This is a genomic window from Paraglaciecola mesophila (assembly GCF_009906955.1).
Classification (GTDB): domain Bacteria; phylum Pseudomonadota; class Gammaproteobacteria; order Enterobacterales; family Alteromonadaceae; genus Paraglaciecola; species Paraglaciecola mesophila_A.
This window is the reverse complement of sequence record NZ_CP047656.1, coordinates 3,312,702-3,336,711: the sequence shown is the minus strand read 5'-3', so window position 1 is coordinate 3,336,711 and position 24,010 is coordinate 3,312,702. Positions and strand designations below refer to the sequence as shown.

General features: G+C 44.5%; 14 protein-coding genes. 5 read left to right on the top strand and 9 right to left on the bottom strand.

Annotated elements, in window-relative coordinates; translation table 11 throughout:
* Window positions 1-472 precede the first annotated feature (472 nt).
* The 9 genes from FX988_RS14340 to pbp4b form a co-directional block, all read right to left on the bottom strand.
* Window positions 473-2,455 carry a response regulator gene (locus FX988_RS14340; RefSeq protein ID WP_160180829.1) on the bottom strand — a complete coding sequence of 661 codons (1,983 nt, stop codon included), beginning with the start codon at window positions 2,453-2,455 and terminating at the stop codon, window positions 473-475.
* A 13-nt stretch (window positions 2,456-2,468) separates the two neighbouring features.
* Complete coding sequence (locus FX988_RS14335) at window positions 2,469-2,927, bottom strand: response regulator (protein WP_160180828.1); 459 nt, start codon at window positions 2,925-2,927, stop codon at window positions 2,469-2,471.
* A gap of 1 nt (window position 2,928) precedes the next feature.
* On the bottom strand, window positions 2,929-4,410 hold the full coding sequence (locus FX988_RS14330) for a sensor histidine kinase (protein ID WP_160180827.1): 1,482 nt from the start codon (window positions 4,408-4,410) through the stop codon (window positions 2,929-2,931).
* 83 nt (window positions 4,411-4,493) lie between these two features.
* A complete protein-coding gene (locus FX988_RS14325; RefSeq protein WP_160180826.1) occupies window positions 4,494-4,727 on the bottom strand; it encodes a histidine kinase in 234 nt (77 codons plus the stop codon).
* A gap of 3 nt (window positions 4,728-4,730) precedes the next feature.
* Window positions 4,731-6,062 (bottom strand): sigma-54-dependent transcriptional regulator, encoded by a 1,332-nt coding sequence (locus tag FX988_RS14320; protein WP_160180825.1) that lies wholly within the window; start codon window positions 6,060-6,062, stop codon window positions 4,731-4,733.
* A 412-nt stretch (window positions 6,063-6,474) separates the two neighbouring features.
* Window positions 6,475-7,665, bottom strand: a complete 1,191-nt coding sequence (locus FX988_RS14315; RefSeq protein WP_160180824.1) for a GNAT family N-acetyltransferase/peptidase C39 family protein — start codon at window positions 7,663-7,665, stop codon at window positions 6,475-6,477.
* 1 nt (window position 7,666) lies between these two features.
* Window positions 7,667-9,133, bottom strand: a complete 1,467-nt coding sequence (locus FX988_RS14310; protein WP_160180823.1) for a RimK family protein — start codon at window positions 9,131-9,133, stop codon at window positions 7,667-7,669.
* Window positions 9,134-9,397: 264 nt separating this feature from the next.
* Complete coding sequence (locus FX988_RS14305; RefSeq protein WP_160180822.1) at window positions 9,398-11,056, bottom strand: serine hydrolase; 1,659 nt, start codon at window positions 11,054-11,056, stop codon at window positions 9,398-9,400.
* 50 nt (window positions 11,057-11,106) lie between these two features.
* On the bottom strand, window positions 11,107-13,563 hold the full coding sequence (gene pbp4b, locus FX988_RS14300) for a penicillin binding protein PBP4B (RefSeq protein WP_160180821.1): 2,457 nt from the start codon (window positions 13,561-13,563) through the stop codon (window positions 11,107-11,109).
* A 496-nt stretch (window positions 13,564-14,059) separates the two neighbouring features.
* Between pbp4b and FX988_RS14295 the strand changes: the two genes are divergently transcribed.
* The 5 genes from FX988_RS14295 to FX988_RS14275 all read left to right on the top strand — a co-directional run bounded on the left by FX988_RS14295 (window position 14,060) and on the right by FX988_RS14275 (window position 24,000).
* Complete coding sequence (locus FX988_RS14295) at window positions 14,060-17,086, top strand: TonB-dependent receptor (RefSeq protein WP_201751595.1); 3,027 nt, start codon at window positions 14,060-14,062, stop codon at window positions 17,084-17,086.
* A 168-nt stretch (window positions 17,087-17,254) separates the two neighbouring features.
* Window positions 17,255-19,153 carry a glycoside hydrolase family 3 protein gene (locus FX988_RS14290; protein WP_160180820.1) on the top strand — a complete coding sequence of 633 codons (1,899 nt, stop codon included), beginning with the start codon at window positions 17,255-17,257 and terminating at the stop codon, window positions 19,151-19,153.
* A 146-nt stretch (window positions 19,154-19,299) separates the two neighbouring features.
* Window positions 19,300-19,704, top strand: coding sequence for an NUDIX hydrolase (locus FX988_RS14285; protein ID WP_160180819.1), 405 nt, complete (start codon window positions 19,300-19,302; stop codon window positions 19,702-19,704).
* A 244-nt stretch (window positions 19,705-19,948) separates the two neighbouring features.
* Window positions 19,949-20,797 carry a MurR/RpiR family transcriptional regulator gene (locus tag FX988_RS14280; RefSeq protein WP_160180817.1) on the top strand — a complete coding sequence of 283 codons (849 nt, stop codon included), beginning with the start codon at window positions 19,949-19,951 and terminating at the stop codon, window positions 20,795-20,797.
* A 353-nt stretch (window positions 20,798-21,150) separates the two neighbouring features.
* On the top strand, window positions 21,151-24,000 hold the full coding sequence (locus tag FX988_RS14275; protein ID WP_160180815.1) for a TonB-dependent receptor domain-containing protein: 2,850 nt from the start codon (window positions 21,151-21,153) through the stop codon (window positions 23,998-24,000).
* The last annotated feature ends 10 nt before the right edge of the window (window positions 24,001-24,010 follow it).

Genomic DNA, 24,010 nt, shown 5'->3' with positions numbered 1-24,010 from the left:
AAAGTGTCGCAATTTTTCACAAGCTTGTGCACAAAAAATCAACAACATAAGATATTAACTAAATAAATCAAACAGTTAAAATTTTGCATAGAAATTGCTTTAAACACGATATAGCGCCTGCTGACTAGCAGCGCGAAAAAATTGCTGAATTAGCATTGCGATAATCACCCTACGAAGTAGGTCACTGTAAGTAGGCTAATTCACTACCCCTTTCGTTGGGGCCGTGCGTTAAACCACACTTGATACTGCTACTATCTGTGGCCCCAACGGATTCAAATTAACACTGAATAATCTCAATCTGCGTTAATAAACGACCACTGGCAATGCGTCCAGCGGTCGTTTATTAATGCGTTGTTATACCAATTCCATTAAATAATAAGAACGCAAAGCACAAGTACTGGGTATGTGGGCTATTTACTTTATTGAATTTGGAGAATTTACTATTGAGATGACAGCGTTAGTACGCGCTGCTTTAGCCTTTCACTAAATCAGTTAAGACCTGTTTATTGATGGGTTTTAAGATAAATTTGGAAATTTCAGCTTCAGCCATTTCGCTGCTGTTGGGCTCCTCACCACTTAAAAGCACCATCTCAAGCTGTGGGGCATTCTTACGTAACTCTTTAGCCAGCTTTAATCCATTCGCATCCGGTAAGTTTAAATCCATCAGCACTTTACTCCAATCATTGCGCTGACTAAACACGGCTAAACACTCTTTTCCTGAATGAGCAATATGTACATCTACACCTAAGTTTTCTAATAACAAGGCCGTAATATCCGCAGCATCTGGGTCATCTTCTACTAACAAGATATGCTGCTCACTTGGCTCAGTAGTGCTATGTCGCTTAAGTTGACTATCATCTGGCGTTAGCAAATTTTCTGCCGCGCCGGGTTGTAGGTAGGTGCCTAGTACAACCATTAACGACTCAGGGTTTATCGGTTTTTCAATTACATTTGTGAAACCTTGATAAATTAACTGGTCACGTACGCCTTTCATTGTGGCTGCTGTCATGGCCACAATCGGTGTGTCAATACCATTCGTCCTGATGTGTTTAATCGCTTCTGAGCCATCCATGACTGGCATATGAATATCAATCAAGACCAAATCATAAGGCACGCTTTCATTGTGCGCATCAGTAATCTTATCAAGTGCCTCCAAGCCATTTTTGCCATACTCTACATGTAGTCCCATTCCTGAAAGCATGTGGCCTACTAGCATCCTGATATCATTCACATCGTCAACCACAAGTACTTTTCCCTGGTAACTTTGGTTATTTACTTCTTTGGATGTTAACGGTTGAGTATCGAATTTCAGCACCTCATGGGGCACTTGGCTGATATCGCCTGTCTCAATATATGCAGTAAAACAGCTGCCTTTGCCAAATTCAGAGGTGAGGCTTACTTCGCCGCCCATTTTTGAGACCAGCTCATTGCAAATTGCTAACCCTAAGCCGCTACCCCCTTGATTCCTTGACACTACATCTGCGACTTGCTCAAACGGTTTAAAAATACTGCCAAGCTGCTCGTTGGGAATACCAATGCCTGTATCAGCAACCGTGAAGTATAAAAAGTCCGTTTCGTTACGTTTTTCGCTCCACAAATTAACCTCTACACTGCCTTTTTCAGTAAACTTAATCGCGTTACTAATGAGGTTGATAAGCACCTGGCGAAAGCGTGTCGCATCAGTGGTAATTTTTAGCGGCAATGGCGTAGCAGAACTTACCGAGAGGGTAAGGCCCTTATCCATAGCGGGGATCGTCATCAGCGCATACACGTCCGCTATCATGGCGTCGAGGTTAACCTCACTCAGGTTCAACTCTAGCTTATCGGCAGCAATTTTCGATAAATCCAGCATATTATTTAGCAAGCTCAGTAAGTGCTTGCTGTTATTCAATACGATTGATAATTCAGACTGAGCTGACTGGCCTAATTTTGAGTCCATCAATAGCTCGGTATAACCAAGTATTGACGTTAGCGGTGTGCGTAATTCGTGGCTAAGGTGGGCTAAAAATCTATCTTTAGAGCGATTTTCAGCCTCAGCCTTAAGCCGATCTACACGCTCTTTTTCGATCTCGCGTCGCGCCAATGCGTAACGTATTGCTCTTGCGAAACGACTGCTACTGAGTTCACTTTTTATCATGTAATCAACAGCGCCTGCGTCCAAAGCGGCCATATCCACTTCTTCATCAGCTTGCCCTGTTAGCATGATGATCGGCGATGTAAACCCTGCTTCTATACCGAGTTTCAAAACGGTTAAACCATTCTCAGCCCCCAGTTGGTAATCTAACAGGCAAATATCGTGACGGTTTTCAGCCATTTTCGCTAAGGCGTCTTGTTGATTTGTGACCCAATCAATTTCAAACGCCAAAGTACTTAACTGCTCAATGTAATCACGAGCAAGAATGTAATCATCTTCATCGTCTTCGACTAACAATAAGCGTGAAACTGACTGGGACATGGGCTGCGCTGCCTTAGATATTGCTACTAGGTAGCTCTACGAACTCAACCCAATACTTACCTAAAGCACTCATCAAAGCCACGAGCCCTTCGAAGGTAACCGGTTTAGTAATATACGAGGCGGCTCCTAAATCGTAACCTTTTACCATGTCTTCTTCTTGCGCTGACGTGGTTAAAATGACGATAGGAATACTACGAAGCTCTGGGTCTAGCTTAATTTGCTCAAGCGCTTCCCGTCCGTCCATACGCGGCATGTTTAAGTCCAGCAAAATTAATCCTGGTCTTGGGGCTGCATCAGGCTCACTGTATTTACCTTCTTTACGTAAATATTCCAACAGCTCTACGCCGTCCTCAACGCAATGTAGCTCATTTAATACACGACTCTCACGCAAGGCATCTTGGGCCAACAGGCGATCATCTTCATCATCGTCAGCCATTAAGATGACGATTGGTTTTGCTTTTGAAAACGGCATTTTATTCTCCCATGTATTTGTTGACGACAGCATCAATTGGCAAGCTAACGGTAAACTGTGCACCTTCATTTGGGGCACTTAAGGCGGATATTGAGCCTCCGTGTCGCTCAACGATTCGGCGGCACACGGCTAAACCTATACCAGTACCTTTGTACGCCGTTCGTCCGTGCAAACGCTGAAACGGCGAAAATATCTTATCAGCATAGGTTTGCTCAAAACCAATACCATTGTCTTTTATTGTAATGATGCAGCTGGGCACATCAATGTGCTGAAGCTCATCATGCAGCGTTTTATGTTCCGCTGTGATCCTTATATTTGGTGCCACATCCGACTTGCGAAACTTCAAGCCATTAGACAACACATTCAAAAACAGCTGATACATTTGACTAGGATCAGCGCAGATTTTAGGCAGCGGCTCGATATCTATTTGCGCTCCACTTTCGCTAATAGCAATTTCTAAATCACCTAACACTTCGGCCATAACACTGTCTAACTCTACCTCAACAAAATCTTTTCCTCGAGTCGTAATCCTAGAAAACTCAAGTAAATCATTTATTAAGGTCGACATACGAAATGCAGCCGAAGTCATACGTTTAATATAGTCGACCCCTCGCTCGTCTAGCTTATCTTTGTATATGGTGGTTAGTCTGTCGCTGAATGCTTGAATCTTACGCAGAGGCTCTTGCAGATCGTGCGAAGCAACAAAAGCGAAGTCTTCTAGCTCACGGTTACTGCGCGAAAGCTCTTCTGAATAGACGGTTAATTCTTGAGTACGCAAATTCACTTTTTCTTGCAGCAATTCATTCTGTTTTTCTAAATCGTCTTGATAGCGGTTGCTAATGGTCAAATTGATACGTGCCATTAAAAACATGCCAATCACTAATAAACCACTGGTGATCGCTGAAACGCCGAAATTCACTTTGGCATCTCTTTGGATCTGCTTTAGTTGTGTGTAAAGATCTTGGCGATGATGGTATTCGGTATCGATTAAGTTCTGCATTGATTTACGAATTTCACGATAAAGGTCGCGCCCACGGTTGGTCATAATTTGCCGCAATGCCGTCTTTTCTCGCTCTTCAAGGGCTAAATCAACCGTACTGGTTAATTCTTTTACCTTTGCATCCACCAACAGTAGTAGGTCTGCTATGCGCTCAGTTTGCCCTGCTATCTCGGAGTCGATGTCTTTCACTAAGGCAATTTTTTCGTCGAGGTTTTGCAACTCCGCATGATAAGGATTCAAGTACTCTTCGTACTCTGTGAGCAGATAACCGCGTTGACCAGACTCGGCAACCACCACAGACAAATGAAGGCTTTCAAGACGTACGATTATATTACTTGTTTTATCTAGGCTGTTTTGAACCGACGAAAGTTGGTTCACTGTGTTCAAAGCAATAGACAGGTTAATACCAATGATACCCACAACGATTATCGAGATGATGATCCATGTTGCTGTTGTGTTGCCAAACAAGCGTTTTACTTGCATTTGTATCCCTTTAACATCATTTTTGAATGGATAGTTTGCCGAGCGCTTACGTGACATAAACTCATTGGGTCAACAGAAAGCACTTATCCGTCATTGTTTGTACGCGAATGCTCCGACAACTTTTGCAAGGCTGCGCTGCTGTCTTGGCAGGCAGCAAGAATTTTATCTAAAGCGGCTATCGCCTTTTCCTTAGGCATGTCATTCTCCAACACGAGTTTTACCATCTCAGCCTGCATTGAGATACGATTTAACGGGTTGCGCACGTCATGTATCAAGGTATTTGTGGTAACGGGCGGCGTTTCTCGTGTTGGTTGCATGATTTACCCTTGAGCTTGGTTTTCCCAAGCATTTAAACGGTTATATAAGGTCTTAGTACTGATCCCCAGCATTTCAGCAGCGAGTGTTTTGTTACCTTCTACCTTTTCTAAAGTGACGCGAATCAGCTCTTTTTCAACATCATCGATCGTTTGCCCAGCAGTAACTTGATTAGTCGACGTTTGATTTTTAGCGAAGGGGGATTCAAAGTTTTTCGGCAGAGTCACTTCCGTCCCGGTTGGATCACTCATGATGAAAGCACGGTGAATAGCATGGCGCAATTCCCGAATGTTTCCCGGCCAAGCGTAAGACTTTAGCTGATCAAGCTGAGTATTTTTCCATTCGAAATTCGTATCATTTTCGGCGTTCAATTGCTCAATAAAGGCAGTCGCTAGCAGCGGTATATCAGCTAAGCGCTCACGAAGCGGCGGGATAGTAATAGGGAAAACAGCTAAACGAAAATAGATATCCTCACGCAAAACCTTACTTTGGGCAATTTCGTCAACGGTACGATTGGTCGCTGATATGACTCTGCAATCAACGGGTATGTCTTTTACTGCCCCAACTCTGGTAACACGCTTGCTTTCAAGCACACGCAACAAATTAGGCTGCATTTCTAACGGCATTTCCGTTATTTCATCCAGAAATAAGGTGCCTTGTTGAGCTTGCTCAAATACACCGATTTTGCGCCCTACAGCCCCAGTAAACGAGCCCTTTTCGTGGCCAAATAATTCGCTACCAATCAGTTCGCGAGACAAGGCACCGCAATTGGTTGCGACCATAGGACCTTCGGCATTACTGGCAGTGTGTATGGCATGGGCGACGACTTCTTTACCGACGCCACTTTCGCCCATTAACATCACATTGGCGTTGGTTTTCCCCACACGCTCTATCATTTCATAGAGTTCTTGCATTGGGGCTGATTCGCCGACTAAACAACCAAAATGTTTGGTAATAGCAGACGACTTAGCCTTCTTGGCTGTCTTGGTTTTACCTGATAACACCAATTCAAGATCTTCACGCTGCAAAGGTTTTACCAAATAATTCACATTGGGGCCGCACATCCCTGAAATGATACTTTTCACCGACGGATGACCCGTGATCAAGGTAACAAATGGCACTTTATCTTGCGTGTTTAACTTATCAATTAAATGCAACGCGCTACCGTCAGGTAACATAAAGTCGAGCAATATGTGGTCGAAGCGTTGAAACTCGATACAGTTGTAAGCTTCTTCTAAACAGTTGGCGATTTCGACGTCATGACCTAAAAACTCGATAATATTACTCGCTACGTCGGTAAATTCCTTATCATCATCGACTAATAATATTTGAGACACGCTGATTCCTTCTTTTTGAGTACTAATAATCCAAATTTCTTGCTTTAGTTATTTTTCTGGCCCTAAGGCCATATTGAATCGCAAATGGACTACCGGTTACTGTAGAGTAAACTGATTGCTTACCCTCATATGTGATTAGACAGTATTTATCTGTTTTTAGTATATCACAGCCATACTTCGAGCATGGGAGAGATCACAAGCCAACTCAGGTTAAATATACAATTGAGTACTTTTGTTTAGATAAGTACGTAAGCAAACGCCAGACCAAAAAAGCAGAACTTAGCGAATTACTTACTCTACGCATGCATTGTTGAGTTAGATCACCTCGTTTTGAGTAATCGTCGGGCGTAAAAGCGCGTAAATCCAGCCAATAAACCCTACAAAAAACAAACGATAAGGGATTGATTTGTATTTATTTTTTATAAATCAACAATGCTGTACGCAACTTGCTTTTACCAAATGCCGACATATTAAAGAAATCTTCTCGAGCAATGGGAATATGCTGACAATCCATCGGCTGCGGGTGTAAATCGTCTGGATCAGGGTCGTGGAGATACAAACAATCTTCATCTATGTGTGTAACTGTTACCCAGTGCGGTATTTTTTTCCCATCAAGCTGATAAGTACTGATTAAGCTAATCACTGCCGCGCCGTTGGCTAGGCCTTTCTGTAAGGCTTTTAGGTCAGGATCGGTGTAAATGATATTTATCCCGTTGGCCCGTGCTTGTTGTAAAAATTGCCGATCCACCGCCTGCATGATGTGTTTTTTGTGTTCACTGCGCACGCCGTCAATAAACAGCGGCGCTTTAGTGTTCACATAAGCCGTTACTTCAAAGCCCAAATGATGAGCGGCCAAAGCTAACCCAATGGGATGACAGCCTCCGTGACCTGAGGTCATAAAAATAGTGGTGGCTTGACGCCAAATATCCAATTCTAGAGATTGTGACATATCTAGCTCACCCTTTAGGTTGGCCATGGCCATCATTAAAGATGACGGCCCGCAGGTGAACTCTGTCGTTTGTTGATACCAAGGGTATGCGGGCAGTGTTTGTAAAGACAGACTCTGACGAATCGGCTTTTGCATACGCAATGCATCTATTGAGCCTTGATAGTAATTGGCGTAAGTACCAAAGGTGCGATAGCCCAAGCTCTCGTATAACTTAATGGCTCCCGTGTTGTTCGTCGCCACTTCAAGGCGCATAAACAGTTTGTCTTGCTCTAAGGTTTTTTGCTCAAGGGCAAGCAGTAGTTTCTTACCCACCCCCATACCTTGTGCAGAGCTGCTTACCGCAATAGAGTATAAGCGCGCCAAACGCGTGCCTTTACGCATAATAACCAAGCCGTATCCTAAAATGCTTTCTCCATGGGTTGCGACCATAAAAACCCGGTGATTATCTGTCGCCTTTAGCCAATGCATAAAGCGGCGCTGGCTAAGACGATCAGATTGGAAACTGGCATTTTCTAACGCAACCAACTGAGTAATGTCATCCACGTGAGCATTGCGCACAATAACCTTCTTCACATTACTTGGCGCTAATGGCGCAACCTCAGCAACGGCGACGTCAACCAGGTCTTCTTGTTGTAATTTGTGTCCAAGGGACATCTTATCTACCTCGTAACTCAAGACGGTTAGCGAATTCTTGCATCACCAACATGTACAACTCTTTACCCAAATAGAGATCTTCCACTTTTGACTCTAAGCTTGGGTTGTCATTCACCTCAATCACGTACACCTGATTGTTCACTTGTTTGATATCCACACCGTATAACCCTTTGCCCACTATCGCACTGGCTTTTATCGCCGCATCAAGTACTGGCTTGGGCACCTCAAAGGTTGGCAAGGTCTCAAAATCGCCAGAGAAATGCTTCTTCGAGCTATGGTTGTAAATTTGCCAATGGTTACGCGCCATAAAGTAACGACAAGCGTAAATCGCACGACCATTTAATACCCCTATGCGCCAATCGTAGTCTGTGTACACAAACTCTTGAACCAACACCAAAGCGGACTGGCGCAACATTTCCACTAGCTTGAGCTTGAGCTCCACTAGGTTATCCACCTTACAAACCCCAATCGAAAATGAGCTCTCAGGTAATTTTAATACCATAGGGTAATCGAACTCTGACTCCAGCAACTCACAAGTCAGGTCACTCGCATTGGACACAAAGCGGCTCTTTGGCGAGGGAACCTTGTTGTAGCTAAATGCATCATGCAAAAAGACCTTATTGCAACAGCGCAAAATCGAGGTTGCATCGTCAATCACCTCCAATCCTTCCTGCTCGCCTTTGCGGGCAAGTTGATACGTGTGGTGGTTTATCGCGGTCGTCTCACGAATGAACAAGGCATCAAATTGACTGATCATTGGCCCTTGTTTGGCTGTGATCACCTCTGCACTAATGCCTACTTGCTCTGCTGCTTTTACAAAGTTTTGAATAGCCTTACTATCACTAGGCGCGGTTTTCTCTTCCGGGTTGACCAAAATAGCCATGTCCCAACGAAAACGCTTCTTGTGACTGCGACTACGCCAATACTTTTGCGTAAAGTGTTCTAAGCGCTCTGCGAACAAAGGCCACAGGCTAGAGTCGATTTCGCGAATGCCTAACGCCTTTGGCTGCACACTTAAACCTTTTTCATCACGACTAAAGGTTAAGCGCAAAATAGGAGCAGGAAAGCGCTCAAACACATGCTTAGCGATACGTTTGTGACGCTCATTTTGCGACCAACCAAAAAACAGCAAAATCTCTTCAGGAACGTCGTCATCAATATGCGCGTACAAATCCGTGCTCATGTATTTAGGCACTGGGGTCAACACTTCACTTTGATCGGTTAATGATTCGCTCAAGTCATTGATAGTATTCACGCTCGGCAACACCTTGTGTTGGCGAGCTTCAGCTAACAGTGAACAATAGTAACCCTGACTCAAATATTTATCTGTGTCACAAAGGTTAATAATACGTGTTTTGGGCTCGCCCACTTTAGGGTAGTCGGCAAGGTATTGGGCAAAGTCAATAACGGTGGCATCTAGTACTGGGAAACCTTCGGCGTTATCAACCACAATAATCGTTTTAAACATGTTTACAGCGCTCCAAATAGCAATTTGACTTGTATTTAGGACACGCTATCAGCGCAACAAGCCAAGCAAAATCAATTAGGTAATTAACAGCTCATGCTTGCCACATCAGTAAGATGGTCTGGGCAATGATAATGGTGCGGAATATAGGCGTTATGTAGATTTAATCAACACTTTTTTGCAAAAAAACAGCAATTATTTTTAGCGAAAAAAGAGCCCCTAGGACGGCGCTCATCACCTTGAAATAAAGCCATATAAATCATATTGTTACATGTTAACCTTACGTAGGTTTAGATCTTGAAAATCGTAACTAAAATCAATATCTGCATGTACAGGGATCAGTTCGATACCAGTGATCGCTTTATTCTTAGTACGATGCAGTTTGATATACACATCTGCCTCTAAACTTCTGTCGTCCCAACGGACTAAAAACCGATCGAGTTGTTCATCGGCATAAAGCTCGCCCACCAGCTTTATGACCCGTGTCGATCTGAGCTGAATGCGCCCGTTCTTTTGCTCAAGATGGAAATCCCCAAGCCAATCGTCGCGATACACGCCTAACGCGGCTTTAAGTGACGTATCTGTCACCGCCCCCCCTTGCACTGAGCGAGTTAGGGCAGGATTAGTTGTAACATCGCTGAGGGTTGTTGGGCTCTGAGCCTTGTTGCTCTCGGCTGGCGATATGGTCGGTGCAAATACATTTAACCAATCTGTGTCGTCATCACCTAAATAGGGTTTCATTAAGGTATACATAAGTGCACTGCGTGCCGCACTTGATTGCTGGTTGGTCAACACCACTATGCCTAAATCAAGTTCGGGGAAAAATGTCACATAAGAATACATACCCGCAAGGCTGCCACTGTGGTGAACCCGCAACTTGCCATCCACGTCGTTTAAGCGCCACCCTAAACCATAAGCGCTAAAATGACTGTTGTTATAGCGTTTGTCAGTGCCAGACACCGGCATTATCGTTTTGGCTGTCCACATTTCTTGATGTTGTTTGGTTGAGAAAAGCGGCTTTAAGTCTGCTGTCATCCCCTTATTTAATTGCACTTGGGCCCAAGTCAACATGTCTTCTAAACTGCATTGAATCCCCCCCGCTGCACCTGAAACATTGGGTTTACTGGTGTCAACATCACGCTCTATTGTCGCCAGCTCACCATCTACCATACCGTGGGGCGTCGCCACGAAAGGTTGCGCTTTTGCCGGTATGTGACCTGCGTAACAATGCTGCATGCCTAGTGGAGCAAAAATACGTTTTTCAACAAATTGCTCCCAAGGTTGACCGCTTGCTGCCGCAACCACTTCGCCGGCGACGATATACAACAAGTTGTCGTAGGCGTAGTCTGCCCGAAACTGCCCCGTGGGTTTTAAATACCGCAAGTTATGCACGACTTCAGTGCGACTAAAACTTGAAGGCTCAGGCCACAGCATTAAATCCCCTGCACCTAGGCCTAATCCACTTCTGTGGGTGAGCAAATCAGTAATGGTAAAATGGGCGCTTATCCATGGATCGTGCAGTTGAAAATCCGGCAAATGTTTAACGACTGGGTCATCCCAGTTGAGTTTCCCGTCGTCGACTAACATCCCTAAAGCGGCGGCGGTAAAGGCTTTGGTATTTGAAGCAATTTTAAATAGGCTTTGATTGCTAAGCGGCTCATTAGTGCGTATGTCTTTTACGCCATAACTTTTCTCAAGCACGATGCGCCCATCTTTAATCACCCCTACAGCCACACCCGGAATGCTTAATCTATCCATGATCTTATGTATTTTTGTGTCTACCTGTGCCATGTCCAGCATCGACTCTAGAGGCTTATTTTGTTCGACAGGCTTCACTTTCGCTCCTAAGGTTGTCGCCCACATAGTCACCCACAAACATAAGAGTGAGATGATATAATTCATCTTGATGCAGCGATGTAAAGTCATGATGTTGTTTACCTCAAAACGAGTCTTGTTAATATCGTGTCGATTCTGATTTACTTTCCGTTAAGCACGGCTTCGTAGACCAAACTAACCACACTGCCATATTTGCCAGTTTCAAAGGTTTTACCTTTAAATTCCACATGGCCGCTGTCATCTTCTTGCACTTTTGAATGCCTTGCATTGGTTAGCAAAAATATCGCTAAGTCGTACTTTGGATCGATCACCGAAACGGTACCTGTCCAACCCGTATGTCCATAAGCTTGCGCACTAGCATAAGGGCCAAAATGCCACTTGCTTTGTCCGTGCCCTGCACGTCGCCAGCCCAAACCAAAGCTGTCGTCGCGTTCTTCTGGTTTGATAAATTGCTGTAAAACGGCCTCATCAAATATCTGAGTTTGCCCGTAGCCTCCGCCATTTAAGAGCAACTGCCCTAATACCGCTAAGTCATCCACCGTAGAAAATAAGCCAGCATGGCCTGCTACACCACCAAGGGAATAAAATGCTTTTTCATCATGCACTTCACCTTGCAACACATATTCGCGCATATTGTCGAAGCTCACGCGCCCACCGCGGCTATTTCCTTGAATTTCAGTGGCTGCAAATTCTGCTTTAGCTCGGCCTTTTAATAACGGGTTGTACAAGGTATCGGTTAACCCTAAAGGTTGGTAAATATGATGTTCCACGTAGGCATCTAGCCCCATGCCCGTTAAGCGCTCAATCAACAACCCTAGCAACATATAATCAGTATCACTGTATACCGCTTTGACATTTCGCCCCATGGCAAAGGGTACGCGATTGAGCAAGAGTTGATCCGTTCGCTGAGGGTTTTGCGAATATAGACTCTTGCTTACGCCGTTGTCAGGGGTGAAAAAACGCACTTGCGGAGCATAACCCGCGGTATGCGTAAGTAGATCTCGCACTAATCGGGTATCACGCCCTCCGCCTTGATAATCAGGCATGTATTGTTCGATAGGCGCATTCACATCTAGTTTGCCTTCGCTAACCAATTTCATCAAAGCCAAGTTGGTAGCGAACATCTTTGTATTAGAAGCGATATCAAATAAGGTATCAGTGTGCATTTTTTGAGGGCTAGGGAGTAATTCGCCCCCATCAGCGTATTGGCGGGCGTCACCGTAGGCAGTGCGCTTAATAATTTCACCGTTTTGCACCACCAACAATACTGCACCTGGAAACCCGTTTTTTATGTCTTGCTGGATTAAGTCATCCACTTGTTGGAATCGTTTTTGATAGGATGCGCTGTTATCGATCAGGATGGGAGACGGCACAGTCACCTTGAGGTTGCTGCCTAAAGGCAAAACGTTTTCAACCTGTAGCGTGTTAACACCGTCTCTGGTACGACGTTTCAGACTGTATTCGTAACTTTCATTTGCTACAAAAGGTAGCGTTATATTGAGTTTTTGACCGTTCACATAAATATCGGCCTGCTCTGCGCCTTGGCTATTGATCTTGATCTCACCCCGCCCTTGGTAGGCTTTAAAACGTTTACGATCGTTAACTAGCTGCCGGGTGCTGCGTTCCTGCATGGGAAATAATTCGTCTATTTGACCCTGCTTCGCAATTTGAGGCGCTGGGGGAGCAGTCATCTGCTCGTCGATATACCTCGCCATCAATGATTTGGCTTTTTTGCTAAAGTATTTATCCAGCAAAGCAAAAACGGCCGCCGCAGTTTTACCGTCAGCTTTACCTGTCACTTGCCAAGGTAAAAAATGCATCTGAAATGCACTGACCGCATTCCTTGTTTGCTCATCTCGAATGCCCGTTTCAAGCACGTTATAGCCATAAGCGCGCAAAGCGCTTTGTACTAACCCAATGTTCGGTTGGTATTGATTAAAACGCTGCCAGTACTGTTCAAATGTGTCATTGTCATACCATGCGCCAATACCAGCCTTGTAGAGTTCGAACCATGGGAAGCGAGGACCAGGGTCATTTTTGCGCGCCGGAGCAATATCGGCATGGCCCACTACACGTGTAGGGGTGATATCAGGGTTACGCTCGAGTATGTCTTTGCTCAAAGTAATTAACAATTCGATTTGTTTAGGGTCGTAATCGGGGAATACACATAAGCGATTTTCGCCATGCTCCGACACTGTCTTTGCTTCACTATCAAAATGACACTCGGGCACATTGACAATTTCAATGCCGATTGAAGAATCATTTAGTTCGCTGCGCCCTTGCCACACACTATTACCCGCATGCCAAGCGCGCTTGTCTTCATCCACCAGTTTGAGAATTTCCAACGAATCATGTGGATAGCTAGGATCATTCGATTCAGGAACAAGGTAGTGTGCGCTCAATCCACCTTCGTCGACCAATGCGTGCACTGATTTTTGATAGTCAATGGCGGTGAAATGCATGACCAAAAATTTGACTCGGTGGCCAAAGTTCTTTGAGGGCATATCGCTGATAGGCATAGACGCGCAACTGACGATACCGACCGTTAATATGCTTATCAAGGCAGAACGACGCCAATTCACAATATGTTTTTTCATAGTACTGAGGATATCCCGTTAGCTTTTTATCTGCCAGATCACTTTTCTACCCTGCAGATCACAATTTAGAATAATTAATTACAGATATAATAAATAATTTGAATAATAATTCCATAACTTAATGTGAAGTTTCACAATATGAGCGATCAAAGCTGCATAAGCCAATTTGGCTTTATTTTACCTGCCGGTTTAGTCCTTATCTTAATCATTCATGAGATAGCCTTATATATAATGTGGCTAAAGAAGGTAATAAAAAATACCCTCATACGTTCGTATAATACGCATTCTTACCCGTTTCTAAGCCAATTACGAATTTCCGACATCAACAAAACAGATAAATTATTACTAAAAAACAAACAATAAAGAACATATTATTCTTGACGATATGGAATATTGTTTGTTAAATGTTCAGACAACAATAATAAAAAATGACTTTATGAAGGCTTATGAGTCGTCGTCCTCAAACAAAAAGCACAAGCAACAAATAGGTGAACACATGGCTACACAATCTAGGAATTTCATACAACAACGGATATACAGTGCCATGCAAGGTGCATGGAACAATCGCGCAAGCACGCTTTCAGCAGTGTTGCTTGCCAGCTCTCTAGCAGGCGCGCCAGCAGCTTTGGCCCAGCAAGCTGGTGGTATAAAAGGTAAAGTCGAAACCCAAGCGGCTGATATTGCCGTCAGTGATGTAACGGTTACCGCATCAAGTAACGTGATGCCAAAACCTAGAACAGTAAAAACAAAAGCCGATGGTAGTTATGTTCTACCTGCTTTGAAACCCGGCAGATACACCCTCACCTTTACCTCTTCTGACGGTACGGTACGCCAAACTCAAGTCGACGTTCTGCTAGACCAAACCTCTAACGTTGATGTCGCGTTTGAAGCCGCTCCTGCTGATAGCACTGAAGTGATTCAAATTGTTGGCTCTCGGATCAGCCGCGAAGGGGATTCTTCATTGACCAATTCCTTAGGCGAAGACGTGATTTCTCGCGTTCCTACTGGGCAAGATTATCGCTCTTTACTGGCTATCATTCCAGGCGTGCAGTACTCTGAGAATGCCACCCTAGGCCCATCAGCGGGTGGCTCAGGTCGTGACAACAAATACGGCTTTGATGGGGTAGACGTGTCGTTACCCATGTACGGAAACCTTGCATCTGAGCCATCAACGCAAGACGTTGCCTATGTTTCGATTGACCGCGGGGGCGCAAAAGCTATTGGCTTTAACCGTGCAGGCGGTTTATCTATCAATACGTTATCAAAATCTGGTACGAACGAATTTCATGCCAGCGTAGAATACCGCATCGAACCTGCAAGTTTATCAGCAGACCGAGATTCAACAGAGAGTACGACATCGACGTTTGAAGAAGACAAAACCTGGATGAGCGCCAATGTTAGCGGCGCTTTAATTGAAGATGAACTGTATTTTTATGGTTCTTACTTTGGCCCAGAAATCACTCGTGACAACATTGAAACGGCTTATGGCCCAACAAAAGAATACGAAAGTGACCGTGATGAATATTTCGGTAAATTAACCTGGGCACCCACCGAAGATTTACTATTCAACGTCAGTTATAGAACCTCTGATAAAGAGGTTGTAGGCGACTCTGTTGATACGAAAGCGGCTGATTCGACCTCTGAAGGTAGTTCAGTATCGCAAGATATTTTCACCATCGATGGCTCATATATTATCGATGACTACACCACGCTAACTTTCCAGTACAGTGATTTCAAAAACGAAAACTCCAGTCGCCCTGACACCAATTTTTCAAGTGTCATCCCGACTATTGGAGGCTCTCTTGATCTAAATAACCTCGATCAGCAAGGCCTATTCGTTGTCCCTACCATTAGAACTGACGAAGGTTTTGATGCAGAAACTGCCCAAGCACTGATCGATGCGTATGGTTACGTTGATGATGCAGGTGTGCTAACCGGTGGCGGTAATATTGGTGGCGCGTCTTTAATCAACAACCAGGATTTTGCCCGCAAGAGCTTTGAAGTTGCCCTTGACCATGAAATGGAATTAGGCAATACCGTGCATAATATTCATATTGGTGGCCAGTGGAAAGAAAGCGAAGAAGTGCTGACTCGCCTTTCAAATGGTTGGGGTGCGATCAGCTACAACGGTGGGTTAGGTGTAGATACCAACTTTGAAACCGACGAGGCTATCTATTATAGCGCTACGGTTTATTCAAATAGCTTAAATGGTGAAGAGAACCTGAATCCTCTGACGTCAACGTCTGAGGTGATTAACATTGAAGTTAACGATACCATTGAGCACGGTGATTTCACCTATAACGTGGGCTTCTTGTTCAGTAATGATACGCTTTACGGTCAAGGTCTAAGAGAGAACTCAGCCAATGCATCTGGTTACGAAGTTGCTCCAGGCAACAAGTATAAAATGTATGAGCTTGATTTCATGGACATGATCCAACCTAGACTCGGCATCACTTGGGCGTATAACGGTCGCGATACTGTATTTGCCAACTTCGCAAGCTATAACCCTGATACCACATCTTTGGCTCGCGCGGCATCTTGGGATCGCAACAACCAATCCACTCAAGTGGTTTACTTTGATGCCGATGGCGCATTTATCGGTAATACGGAAGCGAATGGTTCATCTGGTAAATTATTCCAAGATGACATGGATGCTCGTCGCACTGACGAAATCACTATTGGTATGACGAAATACATTTCAAATGAGTTCTTTGTACGCACCCATTTGCGTCAGCGTAAAGCGTTTCATGCCTGGGAAGATCAACCAAATAACGCGCGCACTTACGGTGACTATGGCCCGTTTGGTGGCGTACCTGAACACTTGCGCGACAAAGGCTTGTTTATCCCTGATTTAGCTGAGCAATATGCCAGCATGGGGTTAAGCGCCAGTGATGGTAGCTATGTTATTGCCGAATTAGATGGCGCTGAAAACACTTACTACGAGTGGAGTGTTGAAGGTGACTATACTGGCGACAATTACTACTTGAACGTGTCTTACGTATGGAGTCATTACTACGGGAACTACGACCAAGACATCACAAGTACAGCCTCAGACGGCAACTTGTTTGTCGGCTCATCTAACTTAGGTGACGGCCGTGGTCGTATGCTGTGGGACGGTAAATCAGGCACTCTGAATGGCGATCGTCCTCATGTGCTCAAAGCGCTAGGTTATTACACCACTGATTGGAATGCAGACATAGGTTTCAATTTTGTCTTCCAATCGGGTGATGTTTGGGAAGCGTGGGATGGCGGAGCTTACGGTTATTCAAGCTCTACTATTCGTTACTCTGAACCTGCTGGTAGCCGCCGTGAGTCAAGCCATTGGCAGTTAGATTTAAACTATGCACAAGCATTCAACCTTACGGAAGATCTAGAGTTACAGTTTAAAGCTGACGTATTCAACGTGTTTGACCGTCAAACCGGCTACAACTATCAGCCTATCGTGTCTAGCGCCACTTTCGGTGAAGCACGTAACTTGATAAATCCACGCCGTGTGCAACTTTCGGTTAGTTTAAATTACTAATCCAGCTTGACGACTATCCTTAGCGAATACAGGTAGTTGTTTGTTTATCCCCGCTTATGGCGGGGATTTTTTTGTCTAGTTCAATTATTGTCACGCGCTATCTTATTGCAGTAACGCATGGTGTTACTGCACGGAGTGTAGACGCGTTATTTTCTTTAGGAGTCAGTCATGGGCGTTAGGCCAGTGCGTATTTTATTAGTCAGTTTATTGGTCTTAACCTTTGTTTCCTGTGCAAACAAACCATCTGTTGATCCGCGCATTGAAGCCCTAGTCGCGCAAAAGCTTATGCTTGATATTCGTTATTTCTGTGACGAAGACGAATTAGGCACAACAGGTCGCTGCACCACACCAGTGACCAAGTTACCTAACGAGCTTAAAAAAATGATTGCTGACACCGGCATCGGCGGCATTATTTTGTTTGCCAATAACTTACAAGACACGGAGCAAATGATCCGTTTAAACCGTGACTTGCAAGCAGCATCAGCGGCGGGCGGCCACACGCCTCTATTTATCTCAATAGACCAAGAAGGCGGGCGCGTGGTGCGCATACCGCAAAATATTAGCACCGCGTTTAGTGGTAATATGGCCATTGGTGCTACCTACGCAGAACATGGAACACGCTTTGCCACTCTCAGCGGAGACGTTATTGCGAAAGAACTTGCGGTATTGGGCTTCAATGTAAATTTTGCACCATCGGTAGATGTGAATGTGAACCCAGAGAATCCTGTGATAAACGTACGTTCCTTTGGCGAAGATCCTCACGTTGTATCTCAGTTAGGCTTTGCCCAAATGCAAGCCATGCAAAATAATAAGGTAATTGCTGCGCTAAAACATTTTCCAGGCCACGGTGATACCAGTACCGACAGCCATTCAGGTTTACCCTTGGTAGAGCATGATTTAAGCAAGATTAATACGGTCGACCTAGCTCCCTTTCAATATGCCATTGATCATGGTGACCCAGGCATGATCATGACTGCCCATATTCAATACCCAGCACTTGATAACAGCATGTTCACCGCTACCGATGGCACAAAAACGGTGTTACCAGCCACGATGTCGCGGGCAATTCTAACGGATCTGTTAAGAGATAAAATGGGCTTTGGTGGCGTAATCATTACCGATGCGTTGGATATGGCGGCCATCGCGCACTTTTATGAGCCCACTGAAGCGGTGCTACAGACATTCAAAGCGGGCACAGATATCGCCCTGATGCCGCTGGCCATCCGAACGGCACAAGACATACCTAAGCTTAAAAAGATGATTACAGACATCGCCTATAGCGTGCAAACAGGTGAATTATCGGTAGCTGAAATAGAGCAGTCAGTCGCGCGCATTAATACCTTAAAGCAGCGTTATATTGCCACTGAAACAGAGCAACTTCCTTTGCCTCAAGCTTTAGCAAAGGCCCAAAAAACATTGGCTTCTCCGGCGCATTTGAAAGTAGAACAAGAGCTAGCGAACAGTGCGATCGTGGCGATTAAAAATCAGCAGGCATGGCCGATAAACCAAGGGACCAAAGTCATTCAGTTAGTGATGCCTGATAACAGTAAATGCATGGCAATGACCACTGCGCTAGATGATGCGCTAAAAGCCATTCCCTCTAAAGCTGATGTTGCTATTCGCTGCTCCAGTCTTGTTAGCGAGACAACACAGCAGATTATTACTCAACAACGCGTGGCGCAATTGGTTATTTTTAGTGATATCACTCCACAACAAAGCTTGGTCGAAATGGGCGGCATGGATGACATCACGGATTGGCGCCTGCGACCTAAAAAAGAAATCTTGGATGCTAAACTGATGTCATTGATGAAAGCGGTAAAACCCCATCAAACATCATTACTGATTAGCATGCGTACCCCTTATGCAGTGAGCGACTACGCAAATTACCTTGACGGCATCTTGGCAAGTTTTGCCTATAACACACAAGTCAAAGAGCAAGTCGATGCTAGTGGGCAAGTAAAGCTATATTATGACGGTCCAATCTATCGCGCTTTAGCCAATATATTGGTTGGTAATCAACGAGCAACAGGTGCTCTGCCTGTTAGTATTGATAAATTGAACGATTAACCATCATACGACTCAACCACTAGTAAAAACGTGCAATATTCTGCCAAATGAACGGTCTTATTAGTGGAGTGAGCGTTAGTTAAAGGCTGTCATGGCTTGGCACTTAGTTAGTACAATGCCCGCATTTTTAAACCTTAGGAGAAACGATGGCATTTAACGATACGTTTCGCATCAGTAGCCATGGCGTGATTTTCAATGCGTTAGGGCAAGTACTTTTATTGAAGGCCACCTACGGTAATTGCGCATGGGGGTTGCCCGGAGGCGCACTTGAGCCGGGTGAAACAATACATCAGGCGTTGCTGCGTGAATGTAAAGAGGAGCTTGGTATTGACGTTGAAATCGACTACCTCTCTGGTGTGTATTTTCACAGTGCGCATAATTCCCAAGCCTGTATTTTTAAAGTGCGATTGCTCGGCGAACAAGCCATATGTCTAAGTGACGAACACAGTGAATATGGCTATTTTGATATTGAAACACTGTCACCGGTACAAAAGCAGCGCGTTCAACAATGCGCAGCGTTTACAGGCCGCGTGGTCAGTGATGCGTTCTGAGTCGTTTAGCTGAAACTTCGACTCAGCGATGCTAGGTCATTTGTACCATAATGGAATAATACGCAAAGTATAAGAAATTTTTAAATTGAACTGTGTTTAGAGCAATTGAATAATTTATCGATTTATATTTAACCTTAACCGTTAAAAAGCGGTAAGCTTATTGCTCTTATTTTTTCTGGGTTTTACACGTAAGTTGCTAAAATTACGGTAAACTAAATAATAAATTATTACTTAGAGTTGCTTAATGTCTACTTTCACAAAAATAAAAGCCATTAAAGATACCTTATCAAATAGTGAACTGAAGCTGGCCAAGTTTGTACTGAGTTCATCAAATGCGGTGCGTGACTTATCCTCACAAGAACTTGCCAATGTAGTCGGCGTCAGTCAATCCAGTGTGGTTAAGTTCGCCCAAAAACTCGGTTATAAAGGCTACCCCGCCTTTAAATTAGGGGTAATCGATGCCTTAAATTCCACATCGACCGAGGGTAACCTACACGGCAAGATCACCCTTAATGACAGTTTCAAGCAAGTATCAGAGAAGTTGCTCAGCAGTAAAGTTGCGGTATTAACGGAAACCAAAAACCTCAATGAAGAAGCCGCATTTCATCAAGCTGTAGATTTACTCAAGTCCGCCAAACGCATTTTAATCTGCGGCTTAGGTGGTTCAGCGTTAGTGGGAAAAGATTTCTCTTACAAGCTACAAAAACTCGGTATGTTAGCCATTGAAGAGCCTGATATGCATGCGCAACTAGCGTTTGCGGCGACCCTATCTGATAATGACCTAGTGTTCGCGATCAGCGAATCTGGCAGTACCCGAGAAATCGTCAACGTAGTCAAACAAGCCAAGCAAAACAACTGCAAAGTGATCACAGTCACACGCTACGGAGCAACGCCGGTTTCTGATCTTGCAGATATTAAGTTGTATTCAGTTGCCGAAGAAGAATCAGCGCGTTTATCTTCTATCATGGCACGTACAGCACAAGAGTTTATTATCGACATCTTGTTTATCGCGATCACCCAGTCATCTCGCCAGGGACGCCTGTTACTCGAGAAAACCAACTCTGTGGTCAGTGACTTTCGCCAATCGTCTTAACATTTCGCCAATATCCGCGCTAATTTCAGCCAAACTCACGTAAATTCAGCGTAATTCCCGCTGTTTTTTTGCTTCTGCTTGCCCCGAGCAGGGTAACCCTCTGATGATATTAAAGTTATTTAATCCGACCATTCCAACTCACAATAAAATCAGTGCAAAGTTCAGACAATCTGCACGCTTAGCAACCACCAAATGCGTAAATAGTGAACACGTAAACAGTTATTAACACCATTTAACAAATTATTTACGATACATTTGTTTGAATATCAACCTAATGAGCAATACAATTCACTACAATCTGCGCATATAGCAGATGAATTCTTATTTTCTATAATATTTTCTCAGGGACACATATGCATAAAATCACTCAGGCCGTAAAGCTCGCGCTTTTAGGCGGCTCATTTGCTATGACACAACAAGCTTTGGCTCAACAAAGTACTGACGCACAATCAGCAGACACAGTTGAAAAAATTCAAATCACAGGTTCTCGCATTCTTCGTGAAGGGGCGATTGCACCTTCTCCTGTGACAGTGCTTAGCGGCGAAAGTTTACTGAATACTGGTGCAATGAATATCGGCGAAGCACTCAACGAGCTCCCGGCCTTAGCAAGCACCTACTCGCTTTCAAACTCAGGTCAATTCATTGGTACTGCGGGATTAAGTCTTCTTGATTTACGTGGCATGGGTACAGAACGTACTCTAGTGTTAGTCAACGGCAAGCGCCACGTAGCAAGTAGTGCTGGTACCGCGTCTGTTGATACCAACACCATTCCCACCAGTTGGATTGAGCGCGTTGAAATCATCACAGGTGGAGCCTCTGCGGTTTACGGTGCCGATGCGGTAACCGGCGTGGTTAACTTTATTCTCAAAGACAAAATTGAAGGTTTACAAGTTAGTGCAACCAAAGGCTATGCTGACAACCACGACTACAGCAACGACAAGTATTCATTCTCTTACGGCACTAACTTCAATGATGATCGCGGTAACATCGCTTTCTCAGTTGAGCACAGCAGCCAAGAAAGCCTGAACGCACTTGATAACCCTTGGACGTCTACCTCATTCCGTAATTTGGCAAACCAAGCGCAAACTGAAGAAAATAAAGATTCCTTGGATGTACCAGATGATATCTACACACCCAACGCAGGTATCTACGCATTAAGTAACGCAGGGACCTTTGCGATTGGGGATGACTACTACTCGTTCAACCCCAATGGCTCGGTACGCGACGTATACCTTGGTGATAACGTTGACGGCATCGCTTGTGAAAACTGTGACTTCATTAATTTGAATCAATTCACTGAGCTTCAGCCTGAATTCGACCGTACTAACTATAACCTAAAGTTAAGCTACGACTTAACAGATAATATCCGTGGTTACGTAGAAGGAAAATACGCTCGTACGCGCTCAACCAATATTGGTCAGCCGGCGTTTTTCTTCTTCGAAGCACCTGAAGATGCCATTACTATCCAAAACGATAATCCCTATGTAGGGGATGACTTGCGTGCCCTTATGGGGGCAAATAATCTAACGAGCATTACGATCGATCGTATGTTGACTGATGTTGGCCGTAGAATAGAAGACGATGAGCGTGAAACCACTGCCTTTGTAGCAGGCCTTGAAGGTTTTATTAATGATGATTGGGGCTTTGAAACCTACATTACTCGCGGTGAAACCAAACTAGAGCGTGCCAACAAAAACAACCTTGTACTGGCTAACTTCTACAATGCAGTAGATGCCGTTGAAGCTGACGATGGCTCGATTGTATGTCGTGATGCACAAGCTCAAGCAGCAGGCTGCGCACCATTGAACCTATTGGGTGACGGCGCACCTAGCCAAGAGGCGATTGATTACGTTAACACAACCTCTGTTGGTAACAGCACCATCACGCAAACAGTGGTGGGTGGCTCAGTCAACAACTCTGGTATTTATGAATTACCAGCAGGCTATGTTGGTTTCGCAGCAGGTATTGAGTACCGTAAAGAAGAAAGTGAAATTGAAGAGCCAGACAACGCGGCGGGTACTTTTTTCAACGTATTGGGTGAAGACAAGGGCGACTTCGACGTAAAAGAAGCGTATGTTGAATTTTCAGTACCTTTGCTTGCAGATTTACCCGGCATTCAAGATCTTAACTTTGAGACTGCTTTGCGTGTTGCTGATTACAGCACCATTGGCAATGCAAAAAGCTGGAAGTTAGGCCTAGATTGGCAAGTGTATGATGACTTACGCATTCGCTCTACCCACTCATCCGCTTTGCGTGCCCCTAACATTAGTGAATTGTTCGGTGAAGCAAGCCAGACCTTTTTCAGCATTGACGATCCATGTAAAACCTCTGAGCTAGGTCAACTCGCTGACGCCTCAACACGTACCGCAAACTGCGCTGCTTTAGGTGTACCAGCTGATTTTGATTCAGATTACGACCAAGCGACCATTGAAGGCGAGCAAGGCGGCAACATTAATCTTCGTGCTGAAGAATCCAAAAGTACCACTGTGGGCGTGGTTTATCAGCCAGCCTACCTTGAAGGGTTTGTTGCCACGATTGATTACTGGAAAATTGAACTGACTGATGCAATTTCTTCCGTTGACTCACAAACCATTCTTGATCGCTGCGTCGATAACATAAGTGGTGTAAACAATGACTACTGTTCGCTTATTACCCGTGACGCCAGCGGTGAAATTTCACAAATCAGAAGCTTTGCTCTTAACCTTTCAGGTCAGGATGCATCAGGGGTAGATTTCGAATTTGGCTACGACTTCGACGCACTAGGTGGCTCGTTCAAAACTAATTTGATCGGTACCTACCTAATTGAACGTAAAGAGTATCCCTTCCAAGAAGATACGTCTGATTATGTTGAATACGCTGGTACAGCGGGTGAATCTGAATGGCAAGGTATGCTAAGCGTAAACTACATGGTGGATGCATGGCAGGCGGGCATCAAAACCCGTTATTTAGAGCGTGTAAGTATCTATGACAACCAAGAGCTGGCGATAAACCCCAATCGAAGCACCTTGATGGAATATGGCTCTTACGCAGTTTCTGATGTTACTGTAGGCTATGCTTTTGAAAATGGCTTGTCATTGACCGTTGGTGTAGATAACGTCTTTAACCGCGAACTGCCTTATGGCACAACTGGAACGGGCGAAAAAACAGGCGCCTATGAAAACATTGGCCGCTTTGGCTATGTGACAGTTTCTTACCAGATGTAAGGCTTGTGCC